This window comes from Stenotrophomonas sp. YJH_SMC_101-4 (assembly GCF_059370395.1).
The window spans coordinates 494,511-512,790 of the sequence record NZ_JCAFTP010000002.1; the positions used below are offsets into that span (position 1 = coordinate 494,511).

Below are 18,280 nucleotides of genomic sequence, written 5' to 3' on the forward strand. Positions count from 1 at the left end.
TGCAGCGTCCCCTGCAACTGGACCCACCCTGCCTCCCCGCAGGAAGCCCGCTGTTGCTGTTGCTCTAGCCTCTGCGGGTGCCGGGCGCAGCCCGGCCAGCCCTCTCAGGCGAACAGCGGTGCCTGGCGTTGTTCCAGCCGCAACAGCGCGGCCTTGGTTTGCAGTCCGCCGCCGAAACCGGTCAGCGCGCCGTTGCTGCCGATCACACGATGGCAGGGCAGGATGATCGGGAGCGGATTGCGGCCGTTGGCCGCACCCACCGCGCGGGTCGCGCTGGGTTGGCCCAGGTGCTGCGCCAGCTGCAGGTAGCTCCAGGTCTGGCCGAACGGGATCAGCGCCAGCGCCTGCCACACGCGCAGCTGGAACGGGGTGCCACGTGGCGCAAGCTGCAGGTCGAACTGGTTGCGCTCGCCGTGAAGGAACTGCAGCAGCTGATCGCGTGCTTCCGGCAGTGCATCCGGGGCGTAGTGCCAGTCTTCGCGGCCGCGTGCCGGATGGCGGTTTTCCGGGAACAGCACATGCGACAGGCCACGCTCGTCACCGGCGATGGTCAACACGCCGATCGGGCTGTCGAAACGATCGAACAACAGGGTCATGTCGGTTCTCCAACGAAGGTGCCGGACAGGTGCCACAGATGCAGCACGGCATAGGCGCGCCACGGGCGCCACGGTTGCGAGCGGGCTTCGGTCGCACGCTCGCTCAGGCGCTGGCCTTGGGCGTGGCCGAGGACCTGCTGCAGCACCAGGTCACCGGCGGGGAAGGCATCGGGCTGGCCAAGTCCGCGCAGCGCGATGTACTGCGCGGTCCACGGGCCGATGCCGGGCAGTGCCACGCAGCGCGCAACGAATTCCTCCAATGCCTGACCGGGCCCGAAGTCGAGCTGGCCGCTGGCGCAGGCAGCGGCCAGCGCACGCACGGTGGCGGCGCGGGTGCGCGGCAGGCCGATCGATTCCAGCGGCGCCTCAGCCAGTACCTCGGGCGCGGGGAACTGGCGATCGAATTCCGATGGCATGCCCGGCAGGTGTGCGCCATAGGCATCGACCAGGCGCCGCGCGAAGGTGGTGGCCGCGGCCACGCTGACCTGCTGTCCGAGCACGGCGCGTACGCCCACCTCGAAGCCATCCCAGCCACCGGGCACGCGCAGACCGGGACGTTCGGCGATGCCTCGCGCCAGCAGCGGTTCCTCGCCCAGCGCGGCATGCACCTGCTGCAGGTCGGCATCCAGATCGAACACGCGACGCACGCGGCGCACGATGTCGGGGATCAGGCGCGGATCGACCGCGCCCAGCTGCAGGCGCAGTTCCGGGCGTTTCGGGTCGGCGGTGACGCGCAGCAGGGTGGGGCGCTCGGGTGTGCCGAGCACGCGCTGGTAGCTGTCTTCGCCGATCAGTTCGATGCCGGGCAGGCTGCGCTTGCGCAGGAAGGCCAGCATGCGCGGGAAATCCAGCGGTGGACGGTACACCAGGCGCAGTACCAGGCCGCCGTCATCGGCGGCCGGCGGCTGATGCTGGCGACGCAGTGCCGTCGGTGCCATGCCGCAGCCCTGCAGGAAGGCGGTATTGAAGCGGCGCAGGCTGTTGTAGCCGGCGGCCAGCGCAACATCGGTCACCGGCAGCGTGGTCTCGGTCAGCAGCTGCTTGGCCAGCAGCAGGCGATGGGTGGCGTGGATCTGCCCCGGCGTCGCGCCCAGGTGTTCAACGAACAGGCGCTGCAGCTGGCGCGCGCTGAGGCCGATCTTCTGCGCGAGGTCGGCAACGGGCTGCTCCTGCAGGAAGCCGCCATGGATCAGGGCGAGGGCGCGCTGCACGATCTGCCCAGCCAATGCCTGCTGTGCCTGCGGCGCCAGTTCGGGACGACAGCGCAGGCACGGGCGGTAGCCGGCGGCGGCGGCCGCAGCGGCGGTCGGGTAGTAGGTGATGTTGCGCGGCTTCGGTGGCGGTGCCGGGCACACCGGGCGGCAGTAGATGCCGGTGCTGCGCACGGCGGTGAAGAACACGCCGTCGAAGCGTGCGTCGCGGGCCAGGCGGGCGCGGTCGCAGGCGGCGGTGTCGAGGGCGAGGGCGGTATCCATGGCGCCAGTCTAGGCGTGTGCGGGTGGAGATACTCGCCACATTCGGACATGGATGCTGAAGGGCGTCAGGTCGGGCTGTGCCCGGCACCCGCGGTAGTGCCGGCCGCTGGCCGGCAACGGCGACGGCAACGGCAGAAGCTGGTTTCCTGTGGGGAGGCGGGGTGGGCCCGGTTGCGGGAGACGCCGTAAACCCGTCCTTGGGGGCTTGGCCGCGGCATCCATGCCGCGGACACTCCCGCAACCGGACCCACCCCGCCTTCGACAGGTTCCTGAGGCTGTTGGTGGGTGTCGACCTTGGTCGACACGCTTTCCCAAGGGTCAGAAGGGGTTCAGTACCACGCGCTGAATGCGCGCCCCGGACGGGTAGACTGTGGCCCTTGCTCCCTTGAAATCCGGTTGCCCGATGTCCGCCAAACTCCGCTGGTTGCCCCTGTTGTGCCTGGCCCTGGCGGGCTGCAGTCAGCTGGAGAATCCGGGCAATGTGACCGCTGCCGACAAGGCGGCGCGGGCACCGGCCAGTGATGGCGAGAACATGGTGTCGATCAACGCCGCCGATGCGCCACCGCCGCCGGCGCCGCCGCGCAGCCGGGCGGATCGGCCGTGGCCGCAGGCGCAGCTGGAGAACGGGCGTGCGTGGGTCAGCTGCAGCACCGAATATGCCGGTGACGCGGGCGACGGTGTCGAGCTGGAAGGCCTGCAGCGCGAGCAGATCAGCCAGGCGCTGGCGCCCTGCGCCGAACGTGGCCTGATGCGCGTGCGCTACGCCGGCAAGATCAACCCGGGCTTCGCCGAGATGATGTGGCGGTTGGCCGTGGTTGCCGACCAGCAGAAGATCCACAAGCGCATCCTCGACCTGGATTCCAGCGGGGGCCAGGTGGAATCGGCGATCGTCGCCGGTGACAGTATCGGTGAATCCGGCTGGACCATCTGGGTGCGCGAAGGCTCGATCTGCCACAGTGCCTGCGTGTTCGTGCTGGCCGCCGGTGACAACCGCCTGCTGTCAGGCAAGGTCGGCATCCACCGCATGATGCGCATCAGCTCCAAGGCCACCTCGCGCGCAGAACTCAACCGCGAGCTGCACGAGGTCTACGACAACGTAAAGGACTACCTGCAGCGCAACGGCGTGGCGGTGGGCGTGGCTGATCTGATGATGACCGTGCCCAACCGCAGCCTGCGCCTGCTGACCGCGGACGAGCTGCGCCAGTACGGCCTGGATGGCACCAACGCGGTGCAGGACGATCTGGAACGGATCAAGCAGATGCGGGCCTGCGGCGATGATTTCGTGCAGCGCAAGGACGCGTTCCTGATCGCCTTCGACCAGCAGTGCAAGCGCGAAGGCGCCGACATGGAATCGATCAACAGCTGCGGCCAGGCACTGAAGCAGCGCTTCGGTTTCCCGGATGCAGTGTGCCCGGAAGAAAGCCCGCTGTCGGAGATCGACGTGGCAACGCTGCCGCCGGCACCGTCGGAGCCGCCGCCGGTGGCCGAACAGGCGCCGGCAGATTCCGGCACGCCTGCCGCGCAGGCCGATGCCGCCACGGTGGAAGGCAGCGCCAACGCGCGCTGACGAACAGCTCACCGCGCTGGCGTAGACTGCGGTTCTTTCCCGAGAACCGGCGGTGTCCATGAAGCGCGTGCTCCTGCTGCTGTCCCTGCTGCCCCTGACCGCATTGGCGCAGGCACCTGCGCCGGCCACGCCCGCCCCGGCACCCGCGCGCCCGGCACCGGCCTCGCCAGCGGCTGCAAAACCGGCTACCGCCGACGCTCCGGTGTTGACCGCCGCGCAGCAGGCGCAGGTGCAGAAACAGGACGCGGAAATGGGTGCGGCCGCAGTGAAGGCGGCGCAGCTGGTGGATGCCAACCGCGCAGGCGAATTGTGGGACGGCGCTTCGGCCGTCGCGCGACGTGCGGTACCGAAGGCCGCCTTCGTCAGCCAGTTGACCAGCGAGCGCACGCGCCTGGGTGCGTTGGCCGGCCGCGGCCAGCCGACCATTACCCGGGTCAAGTACAGCGCCGGCGCTGCGGTGCCGGAAGGGTTGTACATCAACGTCAGCTTCCCGACCCGTTTCGCCAACAGCGCGCAGCCGGTGCGCGAGCTGGTCTCGTTCCGTTTCGACGAGGACCAGGTGTGGCGCCTGGCCGGTTACAGCCTGCGTGCGTCGGCACCCTGAGGAGATGCATGATGGCAACTGAACTGACGATGCTGGCCTGGTCGGTGCTGCTGGGCTTTGTCTACATTTTCGCCACCTCCACCGTGGTCACCCGCGAGCGCGGGATGAAGTGGAATGCTTCGGCGCGAGATGGCGAAGCGAAGCCGGTCAGCCCGCTGGCCGGTCGCCTGCAGCGGGCCCAGGCCAACTTCCTGGAAACCTTCCCGTTCTTCGCCGCCGCCGCGATCGCAGTGGTCGTGGCTGGGCGCGGCAACGACACCACCGCGCTGGCCGCGCAGGCCTACTTCTGGGCGCGCGTGGCCTACTTGCCGCTGTATGCCGCAGGCGTGCCCTACGTGCGCAGCCTGGTGTGGCTGGTGTCGCTGCTGTCGATCCTGGCGCTGGTGTTCGCGTTGTTGTGACCCGGGCCTGATCCAGATCAAGGCCGGTCAGGTGTGTGGCGCTATGCTGGCCCGGACTGAATCAACGGCAGGAGGCGCGCATGCGCAGGATGGACGTGGTGGTGGTCGGCGCCGGACCGGCAGGCCTGTGCTTCGCTCGCGCGCTGGCCGGCAGCGGGCTGCAGGTCGGGCTGGTCGAAGTGCAGCCGCGCCAAGCCTTGGCCGAAGCCGCCTTCGATGGCCGCGAGATCGCGCTGACCCATGCCTCGCGGCAGAGCATGGAGCAGCTGGGGTTATGGCAGCGCCTGCCGCACGCCGAAGTCGCTGAACTGCGCGATGCCAAGGTGATGAATGGTGGCTCGCCGTTCGCGCTGACCTTCGCCAGCAGCCAGGTCGACGGCCAGCCGCTGGGCTGGCTGGTGCCCAATCATCTGATCCGCCGTGCTGCATGGGATGCCGTGCAGGGCCAGGACGGCCTGGAGCTGTTCGACGGGCGCAAGGTGCAGGGCGTGCAGGCCGATGCACAGGGCCATGTGGTCAAACTCGATGACGGCAGCCAATTGCATGCGCGGCTGCTGGTGGCCGCTGACAGCCGCTTCTCCGCCACCCGCCGCATGCTCGGCATCGGTGCGCAGATGCGCGACTTCGGCAAGTCGATGCTGGTGTGCCGCATGCAGGTCGAGCGCGACCATCACCACACTGCCTGGGAATGGTTCGGCTACGGCCGCACGATGGCGCTGCTGCCGCTCAACGAGGGCCAGGCGTCGGCGGTGATCACGCTGCCGCCGCGGCAGATTGAAGAACTGCTGGCAATGGATGAGGTGGCCTTCGGTGAGGCCATCAGCGGTTGCTTCGAACATCGCCTGGGCCGCATGCAGCCGGTGGCCACGCCGCAGGCGTATCCGCTGGTAGGTGTGTATGCGCACCGCTTTGTCGGCGGGCGTTCGGCACTGATCGGCGATGCCGCAGTCGGCATGCACCCGGTCACCGCGCATGGCTTCAACCTGGGACTGGCCAGCGCACAGCGGCTGGCGCAGGGCATCGTCGAGCAGCAGCGTCGCGGTGCCGACATTGCCGCGGCCGGCATGCTGGCCAGCTACCAGCGCGGTCACCGGCTGGCGTCGCGGCCGCTGTACGAGGCCACCAATGCGATCGCCAGCCTGTACACCGACGATCGCCGTCCGGCGCGCCTGCTGCGGGCGGCCGGCCTGCGCCTGGCGCAGGGCGTAGCACCGTTCAGGCAGCTGATTGCCTCGCACCTGACCCAGCGCGTGGCCTGAACAGCTTCAGGTCAGCCGGCAGCCAGCACCCGGATCTGGCTGTCGGCGAATTCGACCACCTGGCCTGCGCGGATCTTGCAGGCCTTGCGCAGTTCGACTTCGCCATCGACCCGCACCTGGCCGTCACCGATGACCATCTTGGCTTCGCCGCCGCTGGTGACCAGGTCGGCCAGCTTCAGCAACTGCTTGAGTTCGACGTAGTCACCGTCGAGGTCGAATTCGAGAATCTGCATGGAGCGGGTTTCCTGGGAAGGGGCGCGGGCCAGCGGCCGGGCCGGGGAAGAGGGCGCGTATTGTGCGCCAGCACGGGGCATGACGACACGCGCACGGCAAGCTGTACGCCTTGTTCAGGATCAATGCGGTATGATTCCGCTCTGAGCGAGTGAAATCTCCTCCAACCGAGCAGCGCCAGGGCACGCGATAAGAAGGGCGCCCAAAGCGCGGACCATCACCTTTTTTATCGCACTGCCAGGAAGACGGCAGTGTCTTCGGAGTTCCCCATGTCCCAAGATTCCCAAGCGCCGCTGCAGTTTGCGCAGCTCGGCCTGTCCGAGCCCGTGATGCAGGCGGTCACCGCCATCGGCTACGAAACCCCGTCGCCGATCCAGGCCGCCACCATCCCGGCGATGCTGGAAGGCCGCGACGTGCTGGGCCAGGCCCAGACCGGCACCGGCAAGACCGCCGCGTTCGCGCTGCCGGTACTGTCCAACATCGACCTGCAGCAGATCAAGCCGCAGGCCCTGATCCTGGCACCGACCCGCGAGCTGGCCATCCAGGTTGCCGAGGCGTTCCAGTCCTATTCGTCGAAGATCCCGGGCTTCCGCGTGCTGCCGGTGTACGGCGGCCAGCCGTACGGCCAGCAGCTGTCGGCCCTGCGCCGTGGTGTGCACATCGTGGTCGGTACCCCCGGCCGCGTGATCGACCACCTGGACCGCAGCACCCTGGACCTGTCCGAGCTGAAAACCCTGGTGCTGGACGAAGCCGATGAAATGCTGCGCATGGGCTTCATCGACGACGTCGAAGCCGTGCTGAAGAAGCTGCCGGAGCAGCGCCAGGTGGCCCTGTTCTCGGCCACCATGCCGCCGCAGATCCGCCGCATCGCGCAGACCTACCTGCAGGACCCGGTGGAAGTGACCATCGCGGCCAAGACCACCACCTCGGCCAACATCCGCCAGCGTTACTGGTGGGTGAGCGGCATGCACAAGCTGGATGCGCTGACCCGCATCCTGGAAGTCGAGCCGTTCGACGCGATGATCATCTTCGCGCGTACCAAGGCCGGCACCGAAGAACTGGCCAGCAAGCTGCAGGCCCGTGGCCTGGCCGCTGCCGCCATCAACGGTGACATGCAGCAGGCCCAGCGTGAGCGCACCATCGCCATGCTGAAGGAAGGCAAGCTGGACATCCTGGTGGCCACCGACGTGGCCGCCCGTGGCCTGGACGTGGAGCGCATCAGCCACGTGCTGAACTACGACATCCCGTACGACACCGAAAGCTACGTGCACCGCATCGGCCGTACCGGCCGTGCCGGCCGCAGCGGCGAGGCGATCCTGTTCGCCACCCCGCGCGAGAAGGGCATGCTGCGCCAGATCGAGCGCGCTACCCGCCAGCCGATCGAAGAGATGCAGCTGCCGAGCGTGGAGGCGGTCAACGACACCCGCATCAACAAGTTCACCTCGCGCATCAGCGAAACCCTCGGCGCCGGTGGCCTGGACTTCTACCGCCAGCTGCTGGAGCGCTTCGAGAACGAGCAGAACGTGCCCGCCATCGAGATCGCCGCCGCGCTGGCAAAGCTGCTGCAGGGTGACACCCCGTTCCTGCTGCAGCCGCCGGTGCGCGCCCCGCGTGAAGAGCGCGCGCCGCGCGAGCGCTTCGACCGTGGCGACCGTCCGGAGCGTGGCGATCGATTCGACCGCAACGAGCGTGGTCCGCGCTTTGAGCGTGGCCCGCGTCGTGACGACGCCGAAGGTGGTTTCGAGCAGCGTCCGCGCCGCGAGGTTCCGCCGCGTGGTGCACCGGAGCAGGGCATGGAGACCTACCGCATTTCGGTGGGCCACCAGCATGGCGTGAAGCCGGCCAACATCGTCGGCGCCATTGCCAACGAAGCCGGACTGGAAAGCCGCTTCATCGGCCGCATCGACATCCACGACGACTTCTCGCTGCTGGACCTGCCGGCGCAGATGCCGCCGGACGTGCTGTCGCACCTGCAGAAAGTGTGGGTGTCCGGCCAGCAGCTGCAGATGCGTGCGCTGGCCCCGGGTGAAGACACCAACCCGGCCCCGCGTCCGTTCAAGCCGCGCTTCGACAAGCGTGGTCCGGGCGGCCCGGGTGGCCCGCGTCGTGGCGGTCCGGGTGGTCCGGGTGGCCACGGCGGCGACCGCGACAGCCGCCCGCCGCGTCGTGACGGCTTCAAGCCGCGCGGCCCGCGCAGCTTCTAGGCCGCACCCGCAGCCGTCCTGATCAACGCCAGCCTCCGGGCTGGCGTACAGGAAAAGGGGACGGAGGGGATTAAGTCGTAAATGGCAGGCCGCGCGCTTATGCCGAAAACGACTTAATCCCCTCTGTCCCCTTTTTCGCATGGCCCACACATGGCCGGTCATAGGCTGGGCCGGTTCCAAGGGAGGTTGTCACCGCAGCACATTCGGGGGGATCCGGGATGGGTAGAAGTGGCACGGACCAGCAGAGCCGGCGGGTGCCGATGACCCGTGGCCTGGGATTGCGCTTTGCGTTGTTGACGGGCATGGCGATCGGGTTGGTCGCGCTGTCCGCCTTGATCCAGGAGCTGCAGGCGGCCTCCACCGCATGGATCGCCGGCCAGGGCTACTGGTCGCGTGGTCAGCAGGATGCGACCGCCGCACTCAGCCGCTATCTGGCGCGCGGTGATGCCCAGGACCTGGACGACGCGCGCCAGGCGCTGCGGATTCCGTTGGGGGATCTGCAGGCCCGGCTGGCGCTGGAACAGGCGGTACCGGACGAGGAGAAGGCCAGGCAGGGCTTCCTGCAGGGCGGCAACGCGCGCGCCGATATTCCGCGCCTGGTGTTCTCGTTCCGCTATGCACGCGACATCGGTGCATTCCGGGAAGCAAGCACGCTGTGGCGACAGACCGATGATGACCTGTTGGCCGTGCAGCGGCTGGTCGCCGAGCTGCAGTCGGGGCATGCCCAGGGGGCGCTGCCAGTGGCGGACCGCGACCGGTACCTGCAGCAGCTGCGTGATCTGGACCGGCGGTTGCAGGTGCAGGCACAGGCATTTTCCCAGGCGTTGCTGCGCATGGCCACGATGGTGCGGATCGCCACGCTTGTGGTCGGTGGGCTGTCGGTGCTGGCGATCAGCCTGATGGCTGTCGCGCTGGCGCGCCGCGTCGGCAAGGACCTGACCGAGCACGAAAGCCGCTTCCGTGCGGCCTTCTACCAGGCCAATGTCGGCATGCTCAAGCTCGACACCGACGGCAAGGTGATCGAAGCCAACCAGGCGATGGCCGATATCCTCGACTACCGACGCGACGTGCTGCTGCAGATGTCGCTCGGTGATCTGTTGATGGAAGGCGAACTGGTCATCGATGGCGTCGGCCGCATTGACTGGGACCGGCAGCTGCGGCCGAGTGAGCTGCGCTTCTGCCGCCGCGATGGCAGCCTGGTGTGGGGGCGCTGGAGTGGCACCGGCGTGCGCAGCGCGGGAGGTGGCCTGTCGGTGTTTGCGATCATCGAGGATGTCAGCCAGAACCATGCCCTGGCGCGCGAGATCGAACACCACGCCAGCCACGATCCGCTGACCGGCCTGATCAACCGGCGCGAGATCGAGCGGCTGCTGGAACGTTCGCTGCTGCAGGTGCGCAGCGACGGCGGCACGCATGCGCCGTGCTACATCAACCTGGACCACTTCAAGCTGGTCAACGACAGCTTCGGCCACGCCGCCGGTGACCAGATGCTGCGCAGTTTCGCCGACTATCTGGTGGCTGCAGTGCGTGACGGTGACTGGGTCGGCCGCCTGGGCGCCGACGAGTTCGCCGTGTTCCTCGCCCATGCCGGGCAGGACGAGGCCAAGCGGGTGCTGCAGCGGGTGATCCGCAACCTGGGCCAGGCCACGTTCCCGATCAGCGAGGGCAGCCCGCAGCTGAGCTGCAGCATCGGTGTGGTTGAAGTCAGCGCCGACGCCCCCGATGCGAACTGGCTCATGAGTGCTGCCGACAGCGCCTGCTATGCCGCCAAGCAGGCCGGTCGCAACCGGGTGCACTGTTTCAATGAGAACCGCATGGCGCTGGAGGAGCGCCGCCGGGAAGCCGAGCGGTTGCAGGGCGTCAGCCTGGCGATGGCCGAGAACCGCATGCTGCTGTATGCGCAACGCATCGCCCGCGTGGGCGATCCGACCTACCTGCACTACGAAGTGCTGGTGCGCATGCGCGGTACCGACGGCAGCCTGCACCTGCCCGGACAGTTCATGCCGGCAGTGGAGCGCTATGGCATGGCGGTGGCGCTGGATCGTCACGTGCTCGGGCTGCTGTTCCGCCACCTGCAGGTGTGCCCGGCACACGTGCGCCAGCTGGGCCTGTGCAACGTCAACGTCTCGGCGCAGTCGATCGCCGAGCCCGGCTTCCTCGCCTTCGTCTGCGACCTGCTCGAGCGCAACCGCGCGCTGGCCTCCAAGCTGTGCTTCGAGATCACCGAGACTGCGGCGATCAGCAACCTCACCCAGGCCCGTGCTTTCATCGATGCGGTCAAGGCGCGGGGCTGCCGGATGGCACTGGATGACTTCGGCTCCGGCCTGTCTTCTTTCGGCTATCTGCGCCAGTTGCCTGCGGACATCCTGAAGATCGACGGCGCCTTCGTGCGGGACATGGATACTGATCCAGTCAGCCACGCCACAGTTCGCGCGATCAGCGAGCTCGGGCGCGAGCTGCAGATGGAAGTGGTGGCCGAGTGGGTGGAGACCGCCGAGGTTGCCGGTGCGCTGACCCGGCTTGGCGTGCAGGGCCTGCAGGGCTATGCCATCGAACGCCCGCAGCCGCTGGAGCGGCTGACCCTGGCCGATCTGCGCCCGGTGCGGCTGGTCGCGGTGAAGGGGCCGCCGGGGGCTGGCTGAACGGCGTGGCGGCGACTTTGGTCTACACGTGCGGCGTACGTCCGGCTGCGATAATGCCGGCCAGGGGCGACGCGCAGTGGGCGCGGGCGTAAGCAACAACAGGATGTGGCGTGGGCGGCAGGCAGTGGCAGTACGGAACGGGAGCGGTGCTGGTCGTACTGCTGGCGTGGTTGGCGACGCCGTGGCCGCTGCAGGCCGCAGCGGTGGAATCGGGGCGCGATTACCTGCTGGTCGGTGGCGCCACCGATGAGCCCACCCCGCATCGTGCGTGCACGCCGCACATGCTGTCGGGCCCGCGCCAGCAGGTGCTGGTGCCGGCTCCGCGGGAAGGCTGGTCGGGCCAGCCACAGGCGCTGGACGTGTTCAATGTCTTTGCCGGCGAAGTGCGGGTACAGCACGGTGACCGCGAAATCTGCGGCAACATGCACGACGCCCGCACCCGTGATTCGCGCTTCCGTGCAGGCATCGGCCTGGTGGCCGTACCGCCGGCCGGCAGCCATGAGCCGTTCCTGGTTTCCTGGCAGACACCGCTGAAGACACGTTGGGTACCGACCCTGCGGCTGGGCGCGCCCAGCCCGGTGCAGCAGAACGACACCGCCCGCCTGCTGATGCGTGCTGCCTGCATCGCCGTGGCGATCGCACTGGCGCTGTCGGCGTTGATGGCCTTCCTGACCACGCGAGATCGCAGCTTCCTGGTTTACGTCGCCGGCACCACGGTACTGGTGCTGTGGCAGGCGATCCTCGGTGGCCTCAGCGGCTACCCGGAACCGTGGCTGCCGGTGGGGGAGCGTGGGGCCTGGTGGCTGCTCTCGCTGACCGCCGCCACGCAGGCGCTGGTACTGCCGGCACTGTGGCGGCTGAACGGCGGTGACCGCGTATGGCCACGGTCGCGGCCGCTGCAGGCGACCGTGCTGTGGGGCCTGGTGGCGCTGGCCGTCCTGGTGCCGTGGCTGCGCTGGGAACAGCTGGCCTGGGTCGCGCAGGGCCTGCAGGTGTCCTATCTGCTGGGGTGTGGCCTGGCGTTGCTGATGGGCGTATGGGCACGTTGGCGTGGCAACCGTTGGTCGCAGGCAGGACTGGCCGCATTGGCACCCATGCTGGTCCTGATCATCGCCGATGCCTGCCGTGCGGAATGGTTGTTGGAGTACCGGGTCGAAGCACTGCAGCTGGCGGTGACCTGGCTGCTGATGATGGCCGCCTATGCCATGAACCAGCGGCTGGGCCGACTGCGCCAGCAGCGCGATGAACTGCGTCAGCTGGCCGAAACCGACGGCCTGACCGGACTGCCGAATCGCCGCGCCGGCCTGCAGCAGCTGGCCCGTCACCTGGCACAGGTCGACCGTGAGCGTGGCCCGCTGGTGATCGGCTTCCTCGACATCGACCTGTTCAAGGACATCAACGACCGCCACGGCCATGCCGTGGGCGACCAGGTACTGGTGGCGGTGGCACGCGCGCTGCGCGCTGCGGTGCGCAGCCAGGACGAAGTGGTGCGGATGGGCGGCGAGGAGTTCCTGCTGCTGATGCCCGGCATGCCGCGCGAGGCGGCATCGGCGCGGCTGGACCGCCTGCGCCAGCGCATCACCGAGGCCGGGCAGGCCCTGCAGGTGCCGGGGCTGGAAGTGACCGCCAGCATCGGCCTGGCGCAGTGGCGGCCTGGCGAGGACGATCTGGCCGGGCTGTTGCGGCGGGCCGACCATGCCATGTACGTGGCCAAGCGCGCCGGCCGCAACCGGGTGTTCGACGGTGAAGAGCTCGATCCGCCCGGCCTGGCATGAAGCGCTGCGGGCGGCGATGCCGGATAATAGGCCGATGACCACCCGACTCAACAAACATATCGCCGACACCGGCTTCTGCTCCCGCCGCGAGGCCGATCGCCTGATCGCCGCCCGCCGGGTCACCGTCAACGGCCATCCGGCCGGCACTGGCGCGGTGGTGGGCGACGAAGACCAGGTGCTGGTCGACGGCCAGCCACTGCGCGCGCGCGTGGCCCGCAAGCCCGGCGCCCGCCGCCATGTCTACATTGCGCTGAACAAGCCGGTGGGTGTCACCTGCACGACCGAAACCTCGGTCAAGGGCAACATCGTCGATTTCGTCGGCCACGAGCAGCGCATCTTCCCGATCGGGCGCCTGGACAAGGAATCCGAAGGCCTGATCCTGATGACCAGCAACGGCGACATCGTCAACCAGATCCTGCGTGCCGAGAACGGCCACCAGAAGGAGTACCTGGTGGCGGTCAACAAGCCGGTTACCGATGAGTTCCTGCGCGGCATGGCGCGCGGTGTGCGCATCCACGACCAGATGACGTTGCCGTGCAAGACCTCGCGCATCGCCAAGTTCGGTTTCCGCATCACCCTGCAGCAGGGCCTGAACCGGCAGATCCGCCTGATGGCCGCCGAATTCGGCTATCGCGTGACCCAGCTGCGCCGCGTGCGCATCGACAACATCAAGATCGGCGCGTTGAAGCCGGGCCAGTGGCGCAACCTGACCGAGCAGGAGCTGCAGGGCCTGTTGCCGAAGCAGCTGGACTGGTAAACGGCCTCTGTAGAGCCGAGCCTTGCTCGGCTGCCCTTTTGTCCGGGTGCAGCCGAGCATGGGCTCGGCTCTACATCGGCTAGACTCCGCAGTGACCTGCCGGAATGTGACGCTGCATGATCAAGCCCGACAAGCCTGCCAATGAAGCCCTTCGGCTCGAGGCGCTGTACCGCTACCGCATCCTTGATTCGCAACGCGAAAAATCATTCGACGACCTGGTGGCGATCGCCAAGGCGGTCTGCGGTACCTCGATGGCGGCGGTGACCCTGATCGATGTCGAGCGGCAGTGGTTCAAGTCGATCCAGGGCATCGACGCGGCGGAGAACCTGCGCAGCGAATCGATGTGTGGCCATGCCATCCTGCAGCCGCAGGAAATCATGGTGGTCGAGGACGCGTTGCAGGACATCCGCTTCCACGACAACCCGGTGGTGACCGGTGACCCGCACATCCGCTTCTACGCCGGTGCGCCACTGATCAGTTCCGATGGCCTGCCACTGGGTACGTTGTGCGTGTTCGATGCACATCCGCAGCACCTGCCCAGCGACAAGGCCGAGGCACTGGCCGCTCTGTCACGGCAGGTGATGCTGGTGATGGAGCTGCGCCGTTTCGCGCTCGACATCCAGAAGCACATGCTGGAACGCGATGACTACGAGCGCCTGCTGTCGGAGTACCAGGACGTACTGCTGGCGCAGAATGCCGACCTGGCCGAGCAGAGCCGCACCGATGCGTTGACCGGACTGCCCAACCGCCGCGCGATGGCGGCGGCACTGGAAGAGGCGGTGGCGGAGATCGATGGGCAGCCGGGACTGGCCTGCGTGGCCTTGCTGGACATCGATCACTTCAAGCACATCAACGATTTCCAGGGCCACGCCACCGGCGACCGGGTGCTGGCCGAGCTGGGCGTGCTGCTGCGCTCGCACTTTGCCGGCCGTGGCATGGCCGCGCGCTATGGCGGCGAGGAGTTCGTGGCGGTGATACCGGGCACCGATCTGCACACAGCCGAACTGCAATGCGAGTTCCTGCGCCTGGCCGTGGCAGACCTTCCGCTGGGTTTCCCGGTCACGATCAGCATCGGCGTTGCCCAGCACCAGGCAGGTGAAAGCGTGGATGACATGCTGGCGCGCGCCGACAAGGCGCTGTACCGGGCCAAGGGCAACGGTCGCAACCGGGTGGAACGGGCGGGCTGAGCCCTGCATGCAGTAGGTCCACGCCATGCGTGGATGATTTTGCCGATGGGATAACGCCGTGTCGCGGCCTGTGCGATTGTGCCCGGCGAATATGCCGTTCCTGTTCCCACGGACGCCGACCATGCTGCAGACCCTGGCCATCGCCCACTATCGTTCGCTGCACGGGCTGGTCCTGCCGCTGCAGCAGTTGAACGTGGTGACCGGTGACAACGGCAGTGGCAAGTCCAGCCTGTACCGCGCGCTGCGCCTGCTGGCGGAGACCGCACAGGGCGGCGTTGCGGCGGTGCTGGCCCGCGAAGGGGGGCTGGGTTCGGCGCTGTGGGCCGGCCCCGAATCCATCGATCGCCGGGTCGCGGCCGGCGAGATCCCGCTGCAGGGTGGCCCTCGGCAGGCATCGGTGGGATTGAAGCTCGGCTTCACCACCGACGAATTCGGCTATGCCATCGACCTGGGCTACCCGCCGCCCAGCCATTCGGCGTTTGCGCTGGATCCGCAGATCAAGGTGGAGGCGATCTGGGCCGGGCCGTTCCTGCGCAGCGCCAACCTGCTGGTTGATCGCCGTGGGGCAATGGTGCGGCAACGTCATGCGCGCGGCTGGGATCTCGTGGATGACCGGTTGTCGCTGTTCGACAGCCTGTTCACTCAGGTCGGCGATCCGCAGCGCATGCCGGAAACCATCGCCTTGCGTGAGTACATCCGTCGCTGGCGCTTCTACGACCATTTCCGCAGCGATGCCGATGCCCCGGCGCGACAACCGGCGATGGCCACGCGCACGCCGGTGCTGCATCACGACGGCCGGGATCTGGCGGCAGCCTGGGTGACCATTCTCGAAATCGGAGATCCGGTCGCGTTGGCACGCAGCGTCGACGATGCGTTCCCCGGCGCCACGGTCGGCTTCGAAGAGCTGGACGGTCGACTGGCCCTGCGCTTCCACCAGCCGGGGTTGCTGCGGCCGTTGTCGATGGCCGAACTGTCCGACGGTACGCTGCGCTTCCTGCTGCTGGCTGCTGCGCTACACACGCCACGCCCGCCGCCGCTGCTGGTGCTCAACGAGCCGGAGACCAGCCTGCATCCGGACCTGCTGCCGGCGCTGGCGCGGCTGATCATCGCGGCCAGTGCGCGCAGCCAGGTGTGGGTGGTGTCACACGCCAGCCGGTTGATCGCAGCACTGGAGCAAGCGCCCGGCTGTCATTCGCTGCACCTGCACAAGGAACAGGGCCGCACGCTGCTGAGCGGGCAGGGCCTGCTGGATGCGCCGGCATGGCACTGGCCGCAGCGTTGATACGGCCATCCACGCCCTGCGTGGACGCGCTCAATCGGCGATGTTGCGTGCCTCGGCCGTGCCAAGGATTTCCGGATGCTGCACCGGCTTGCGGCGGTTCAGCAGCGGATGCAGGAACACCGCGCCGACGATGATCGCCACGCCCAGGTAGAACCACGGGGTGACCTCGTGCTGCTCGCGCAGCAGCACCACCGCCAGCACCACCGCATAGACCGGTTCCAGGTTGGTCACCAGCTGCACCGTGTAGGCGCTCAGGTGGCGCAGCGCGACCAGGGCCAGGGCGAACGGCAGCAGCGTGCAGAACCCGGCCAGGACCAGCAGCAGGATGCCGTCGTGCAGGTCCGGAACCACCCACAGCGGGCTGGCCAGCGCCGGCAGCAGGTAGGGCATCAGCGGTGCCAGCAGGGTCAGGGTGAGGGTGCCCGCACCCAGCTCCAGTGCGGTGACCGTGAGCGGATCCGCGTGGCTGACCATGCGCTTGTTGAGCGAGCCGAACACTGCCACCAGCAGCGCCGAGATCGCGCCGATCAACACACCGAGGCGCATGCCATCGGGCACGCCGCCAACCACCAGCGCAACACCCGGCAGCACCGCCAGGCCGAACGCCAGTTCACGCAGCTGGAACGGCCGCTTGGCCACCCATGGCTCGATGATCGAGGTGAACACCGGCGCCAGCGCGATGCAGGTGGCGGCCACCGAGGCATTGGCCAGCTTCACCGCACCGTAGAACGTCAGCCAGTGCAGGGCGACCAGCGCGCCGATGCCGGCGTAGCCGGCCACCAGCCGCAGAGGCAGGGTACGCAGCCCGCGCCACACCCGTGGCAGCAGGGCCAGCATCGCCGTCACCAGCAGCATGCGCCACCATACCAGCGGCAATGCGGGCAGGGTGATCAGCTTGCCGAGGATGGCGGTGATGCCCCACAGCAGGACACAGAAATGGATCTGCCACAGCGCTTTGCGGGTGTCGGGTGTGCTCATCTGCCTATTGTGAGGCAAGGCGAACGTCGCAGCGCTACCCGCGTGTGGAATGACTGCTCTGGTCAACCTGCCGCTGCAGCGCCATCGCTGCCGCCGGGTTGCGCGCCTTGCCTGCGCCGATGCACAGGAGGTAGACCTCGCGCGGGCTTTCAGGGGCGGGCCCTGCGAGGCAGGGCAGGTCGTCCACCGGCTCTCCGCGCGACCAGCGCCTGGCCCGTTCGGCCCAGCGCTGCTGCACGGGCGCCAGCAGGCCCTCCTTCAAGCGGGTCTGGCTGCGCTTGATCCGTGCGTAGACGAAGCCGGCGCTGACATCGCCGTGCAGGGGCGCCTCGTCGCTGTCCTCGATCACCACGGCCACGCCATGCGCGCGTGCGGCGGTAACCAGTGCCGGGCCATGCGCCTCGGCATTGCGGACTTCCAGGGCGTGCTGCAGCGGCACGCCGCCCAGCTGCTTGGGCAGCTGCGCCATCAGCCGTTCCAGCGCTTCGGCGTCGGCCGGATGCCGCGGATCGAACTGCCACAGCAGGGGGCCCAGCCGGTCGCCGAGTGCGAGTGCGGCCTGCAGGAAGGGCGCGGCTGCCTCCACCGTGCTGGACAGGTCGCGGCGCTGCACCAGGTAGCGTGGTGCCTTCATCGAAAACCGGAAGCCTTCCGGCGTCTGCGCGGCCCACTGCGCGCACTGTGCTGCGGTGGGCGTGCGGTAGAAGGTGCCGTTGATTTCGATGCAGCGCAGGGCCCGGCTGGCATGGGCCAGTTCTTCACGCTGCGGCAGGCCCACGGGGTAGAAAACGCCGCCGCGCCATTCGGGAAACACCCAGCCGCCGATGCCGCAGCGGATCGCTGCGGCGGTCACTGGTCGTGGTCCGCGCGCCACGGATCGTAGCTGCCGAACCACCACAGGTAGCCTTCCGGATCGGCGCAGGCATAGCCACGGCCGCCGTAGTCCTGGTCGGCGATGTCGATGACGATGCGGGCGCCTGCGGCCTTGGCCCGGGCGTAATGGGCGTCGGCATCGGTGACGATCACGCAGGCACTCTGGGTCTGGCGGCCGCCCACCTCGTCCGGCATCGCGGCATGCTGGCTCCAGGCGCTTTCCCTGTCGGCCGAGCCGAGCATGATCATGCCGCTGCCGAAGGTCAGCTGCGCATGGAACACCGTATCGCCATCGGCGTAGACAGCCTGGGCATGGAAGCCGAAGGCGCGCTGCAGCCAGTCGATGGCGGCCTGCGCGTCGCGATAGCGCAGGCACGGAATGATGGTGGAGCCGTTGCTCGGTTGGCCGTTCCCGCCCATGACACCCCTCCTATGGCACAGGGCAGGGT

Annotated in this window: 16 protein-coding genes; 10 read left to right on the plus strand and 6 right to left on the minus strand. The window is 68.3% G+C overall.

The annotated features are described in order from the left end of the window. Nucleotides 1-104: 104 nt before the first annotated feature. Nucleotides 105-596, minus strand: a complete 492-nt coding sequence (locus tag AC5P8D_RS08480; protein WP_049455655.1) for a methylated-DNA--[protein]-cysteine S-methyltransferase — start codon at nt 594-596, stop codon at nt 105-107. Beyond that, a complete protein-coding gene (locus tag AC5P8D_RS08485; protein ID WP_049455656.1) occupies nt 593-2,071 on the minus strand; it encodes a DNA-3-methyladenine glycosylase 2 in 1,479 nt (492 codons plus the stop codon). The genes AC5P8D_RS08480 and AC5P8D_RS08485 overlap by 4 nt, the downstream gene beginning before the upstream one ends. A gap of 403 nt (nt 2,072-2,474) precedes the next feature. Here AC5P8D_RS08485 and AC5P8D_RS08490 point away from each other — a divergent pair, with 403 nt between their 5' ends. The 4 genes from AC5P8D_RS08490 (at nt 2,475) to ubiM (ending at nt 5,902) form a co-directional block, all read left to right on the plus strand. Continuing rightward, nucleotides 2,475-3,638 carry a COG3904 family protein gene (locus AC5P8D_RS08490; protein ID WP_010486407.1) on the plus strand — a complete coding sequence of 388 codons (1,164 nt, stop codon included), beginning with the start codon at nt 2,475-2,477 and terminating at the stop codon, nt 3,636-3,638. 58 nt (nt 3,639-3,696) lie between these two features. Further along, nucleotides 3,697-4,242, plus strand: coding sequence for a DUF4019 domain-containing protein (locus AC5P8D_RS08495; RefSeq protein ID WP_143994054.1), 546 nt, complete (start codon nt 3,697-3,699; stop codon nt 4,240-4,242). A gap of 11 nt (nt 4,243-4,253) precedes the next feature. Next, nucleotides 4,254-4,643, plus strand: a complete 390-nt coding sequence (locus AC5P8D_RS08500) for an MAPEG family protein (protein ID WP_010486403.1) — start codon at nt 4,254-4,256, stop codon at nt 4,641-4,643. Between the two features lie 80 nt (nt 4,644-4,723). Beyond that, the gene (gene ubiM, locus AC5P8D_RS08505) at nt 4,724-5,902 is read left to right on the plus strand and encodes a 5-demethoxyubiquinol-8 5-hydroxylase UbiM (protein ID WP_049455657.1); all 1,179 of its coding nucleotides are present in this window, start codon (nt 4,724-4,726) and stop codon (nt 5,900-5,902) included. 11 nt (nt 5,903-5,913) lie between these two features. Here ubiM and AC5P8D_RS08510 read toward each other — a convergent pair whose 3' ends face one another. Next, nucleotides 5,914-6,135 (minus strand): RNA-binding S4 domain-containing protein, encoded by a 222-nt coding sequence (locus tag AC5P8D_RS08510; RefSeq protein ID WP_010486399.1) that lies wholly within the window; start codon nt 6,133-6,135, stop codon nt 5,914-5,916. Between the two features lie 267 nt (nt 6,136-6,402). Here AC5P8D_RS08510 and AC5P8D_RS08515 point away from each other — a divergent pair, with 267 nt between their 5' ends. The 6 genes from AC5P8D_RS08515 to AC5P8D_RS08540 all read left to right on the plus strand — a co-directional run bounded on the left by AC5P8D_RS08515 (nt 6,403) and on the right by AC5P8D_RS08540 (nt 15,980). Further along, nucleotides 6,403-8,337 carry a DEAD/DEAH box helicase gene (locus AC5P8D_RS08515; protein ID WP_235652093.1) on the plus strand — a complete coding sequence of 645 codons (1,935 nt, stop codon included), beginning with the start codon at nt 6,403-6,405 and terminating at the stop codon, nt 8,335-8,337. A gap of 218 nt (nt 8,338-8,555) precedes the next feature. Continuing rightward, entirely contained in the window at nt 8,556-10,979 is a 2,424-nt protein-coding gene (locus AC5P8D_RS08520) for a putative bifunctional diguanylate cyclase/phosphodiesterase (RefSeq protein WP_495203237.1), read from the plus strand. A 110-nt stretch (nt 10,980-11,089) separates the two neighbouring features. Continuing rightward, nucleotides 11,090-12,754, plus strand: coding sequence for a sensor domain-containing diguanylate cyclase (locus tag AC5P8D_RS08525; protein WP_495203238.1), 1,665 nt, complete (start codon nt 11,090-11,092; stop codon nt 12,752-12,754). A 34-nt stretch (nt 12,755-12,788) separates the two neighbouring features. Then, on the plus strand, nt 12,789-13,511 hold the full coding sequence (locus AC5P8D_RS08530) for a pseudouridine synthase (RefSeq protein WP_010486389.1): 723 nt from the start codon (nt 12,789-12,791) through the stop codon (nt 13,509-13,511). 116 nt (nt 13,512-13,627) lie between these two features. Then, a complete protein-coding gene (locus tag AC5P8D_RS08535) occupies nt 13,628-14,698 on the plus strand; it encodes a GGDEF domain-containing protein (RefSeq protein ID WP_478421339.1) in 1,071 nt (356 codons plus the stop codon). Nucleotides 14,699-14,819: 121 nt separating this feature from the next. Beyond that, the gene (locus AC5P8D_RS08540) at nt 14,820-15,980 is read left to right on the plus strand and encodes an AAA family ATPase (protein WP_019337609.1); all 1,161 of its coding nucleotides are present in this window, start codon (nt 14,820-14,822) and stop codon (nt 15,978-15,980) included. A gap of 30 nt (nt 15,981-16,010) precedes the next feature. On the opposite strand, the gene AC5P8D_RS08545 is transcribed toward AC5P8D_RS08540, so the two are convergent. The 3 genes from AC5P8D_RS08545 to AC5P8D_RS08555 are packed head-to-tail and all read right to left on the minus strand — an operon-like array spanning nt 16,011 to nt 18,251. Beyond that, nucleotides 16,011-16,958 (minus strand): DMT family transporter, encoded by a 948-nt coding sequence (locus AC5P8D_RS08545; RefSeq protein ID WP_010486385.1) that lies wholly within the window; start codon nt 16,956-16,958, stop codon nt 16,011-16,013. Nucleotides 16,959-16,992: 34 nt separating this feature from the next. Next, nucleotides 16,993-17,811, minus strand: coding sequence for a DUF72 domain-containing protein (locus AC5P8D_RS08550; protein ID WP_159359940.1), 819 nt, complete (start codon nt 17,809-17,811; stop codon nt 16,993-16,995). Further along, nucleotides 17,808-18,251, minus strand: a complete 444-nt coding sequence (locus AC5P8D_RS08555) for a VOC family protein (protein WP_019337612.1) — start codon at nt 18,249-18,251, stop codon at nt 17,808-17,810. Before AC5P8D_RS08555 ends, AC5P8D_RS08550 begins: the two co-directional genes overlap by 4 nt. Between the last annotated feature and the right edge of the window lie 29 nt (nt 18,252-18,280).

What these genes read in the sequence shown, in the direction of transcription:
- AC5P8D_RS08480 (WP_049455655.1), bottom strand. Translation starts at nt 596, where the DNA reads ATGACCCTGTTGTTCGATCGTTTCGACAGCCCGATCGGCGTGTTGACC.
- AC5P8D_RS08485 (WP_049455656.1), bottom strand. Translation starts at nt 2,071, where the DNA reads ATGGATACCGCCCTCGCCCTCGACACCGCCGCCTGCGACCGCGCCCGC.
- AC5P8D_RS08490 (WP_010486407.1), top strand. Translation starts at nt 2,475, where the DNA reads ATGTCCGCCAAACTCCGCTGGTTGCCCCTGTTGTGCCTGGCCCTGGCG.
- AC5P8D_RS08495 (WP_143994054.1), top strand. Translation starts at nt 3,697, where the DNA reads ATGAAGCGCGTGCTCCTGCTGCTGTCCCTGCTGCCCCTGACCGCATTG.
- AC5P8D_RS08500 (WP_010486403.1), top strand. Translation starts at nt 4,254, where the DNA reads ATGGCAACTGAACTGACGATGCTGGCCTGGTCGGTGCTGCTGGGCTTT.
- ubiM (WP_049455657.1), top strand. Translation starts at nt 4,724, where the DNA reads ATGCGCAGGATGGACGTGGTGGTGGTCGGCGCCGGACCGGCAGGCCTG.
- AC5P8D_RS08510 (WP_010486399.1), bottom strand. Translation starts at nt 6,135, where the DNA reads ATGCAGATTCTCGAATTCGACCTCGACGGTGACTACGTCGAACTCAAG.
- AC5P8D_RS08515 (WP_235652093.1), top strand. Translation starts at nt 6,403, where the DNA reads ATGTCCCAAGATTCCCAAGCGCCGCTGCAGTTTGCGCAGCTCGGCCTG.
- AC5P8D_RS08520 (WP_495203237.1), top strand. Translation starts at nt 8,556, where the DNA reads ATGGGTAGAAGTGGCACGGACCAGCAGAGCCGGCGGGTGCCGATGACC.
- AC5P8D_RS08530 (WP_010486389.1), top strand. Translation starts at nt 12,789, where the DNA reads ATGACCACCCGACTCAACAAACATATCGCCGACACCGGCTTCTGCTCC.
- AC5P8D_RS08535 (WP_478421339.1), top strand. Translation starts at nt 13,628, where the DNA reads ATGATCAAGCCCGACAAGCCTGCCAATGAAGCCCTTCGGCTCGAGGCG.
- AC5P8D_RS08540 (WP_019337609.1), top strand. Translation starts at nt 14,820, where the DNA reads ATGCTGCAGACCCTGGCCATCGCCCACTATCGTTCGCTGCACGGGCTG.
- AC5P8D_RS08545 (WP_010486385.1), bottom strand. Translation starts at nt 16,958, where the DNA reads ATGAGCACACCCGACACCCGCAAAGCGCTGTGGCAGATCCATTTCTGT.
- AC5P8D_RS08555 (WP_019337612.1), bottom strand. Translation starts at nt 18,251, where the DNA reads ATGGGCGGGAACGGCCAACCGAGCAACGGCTCCACCATCATTCCGTGC.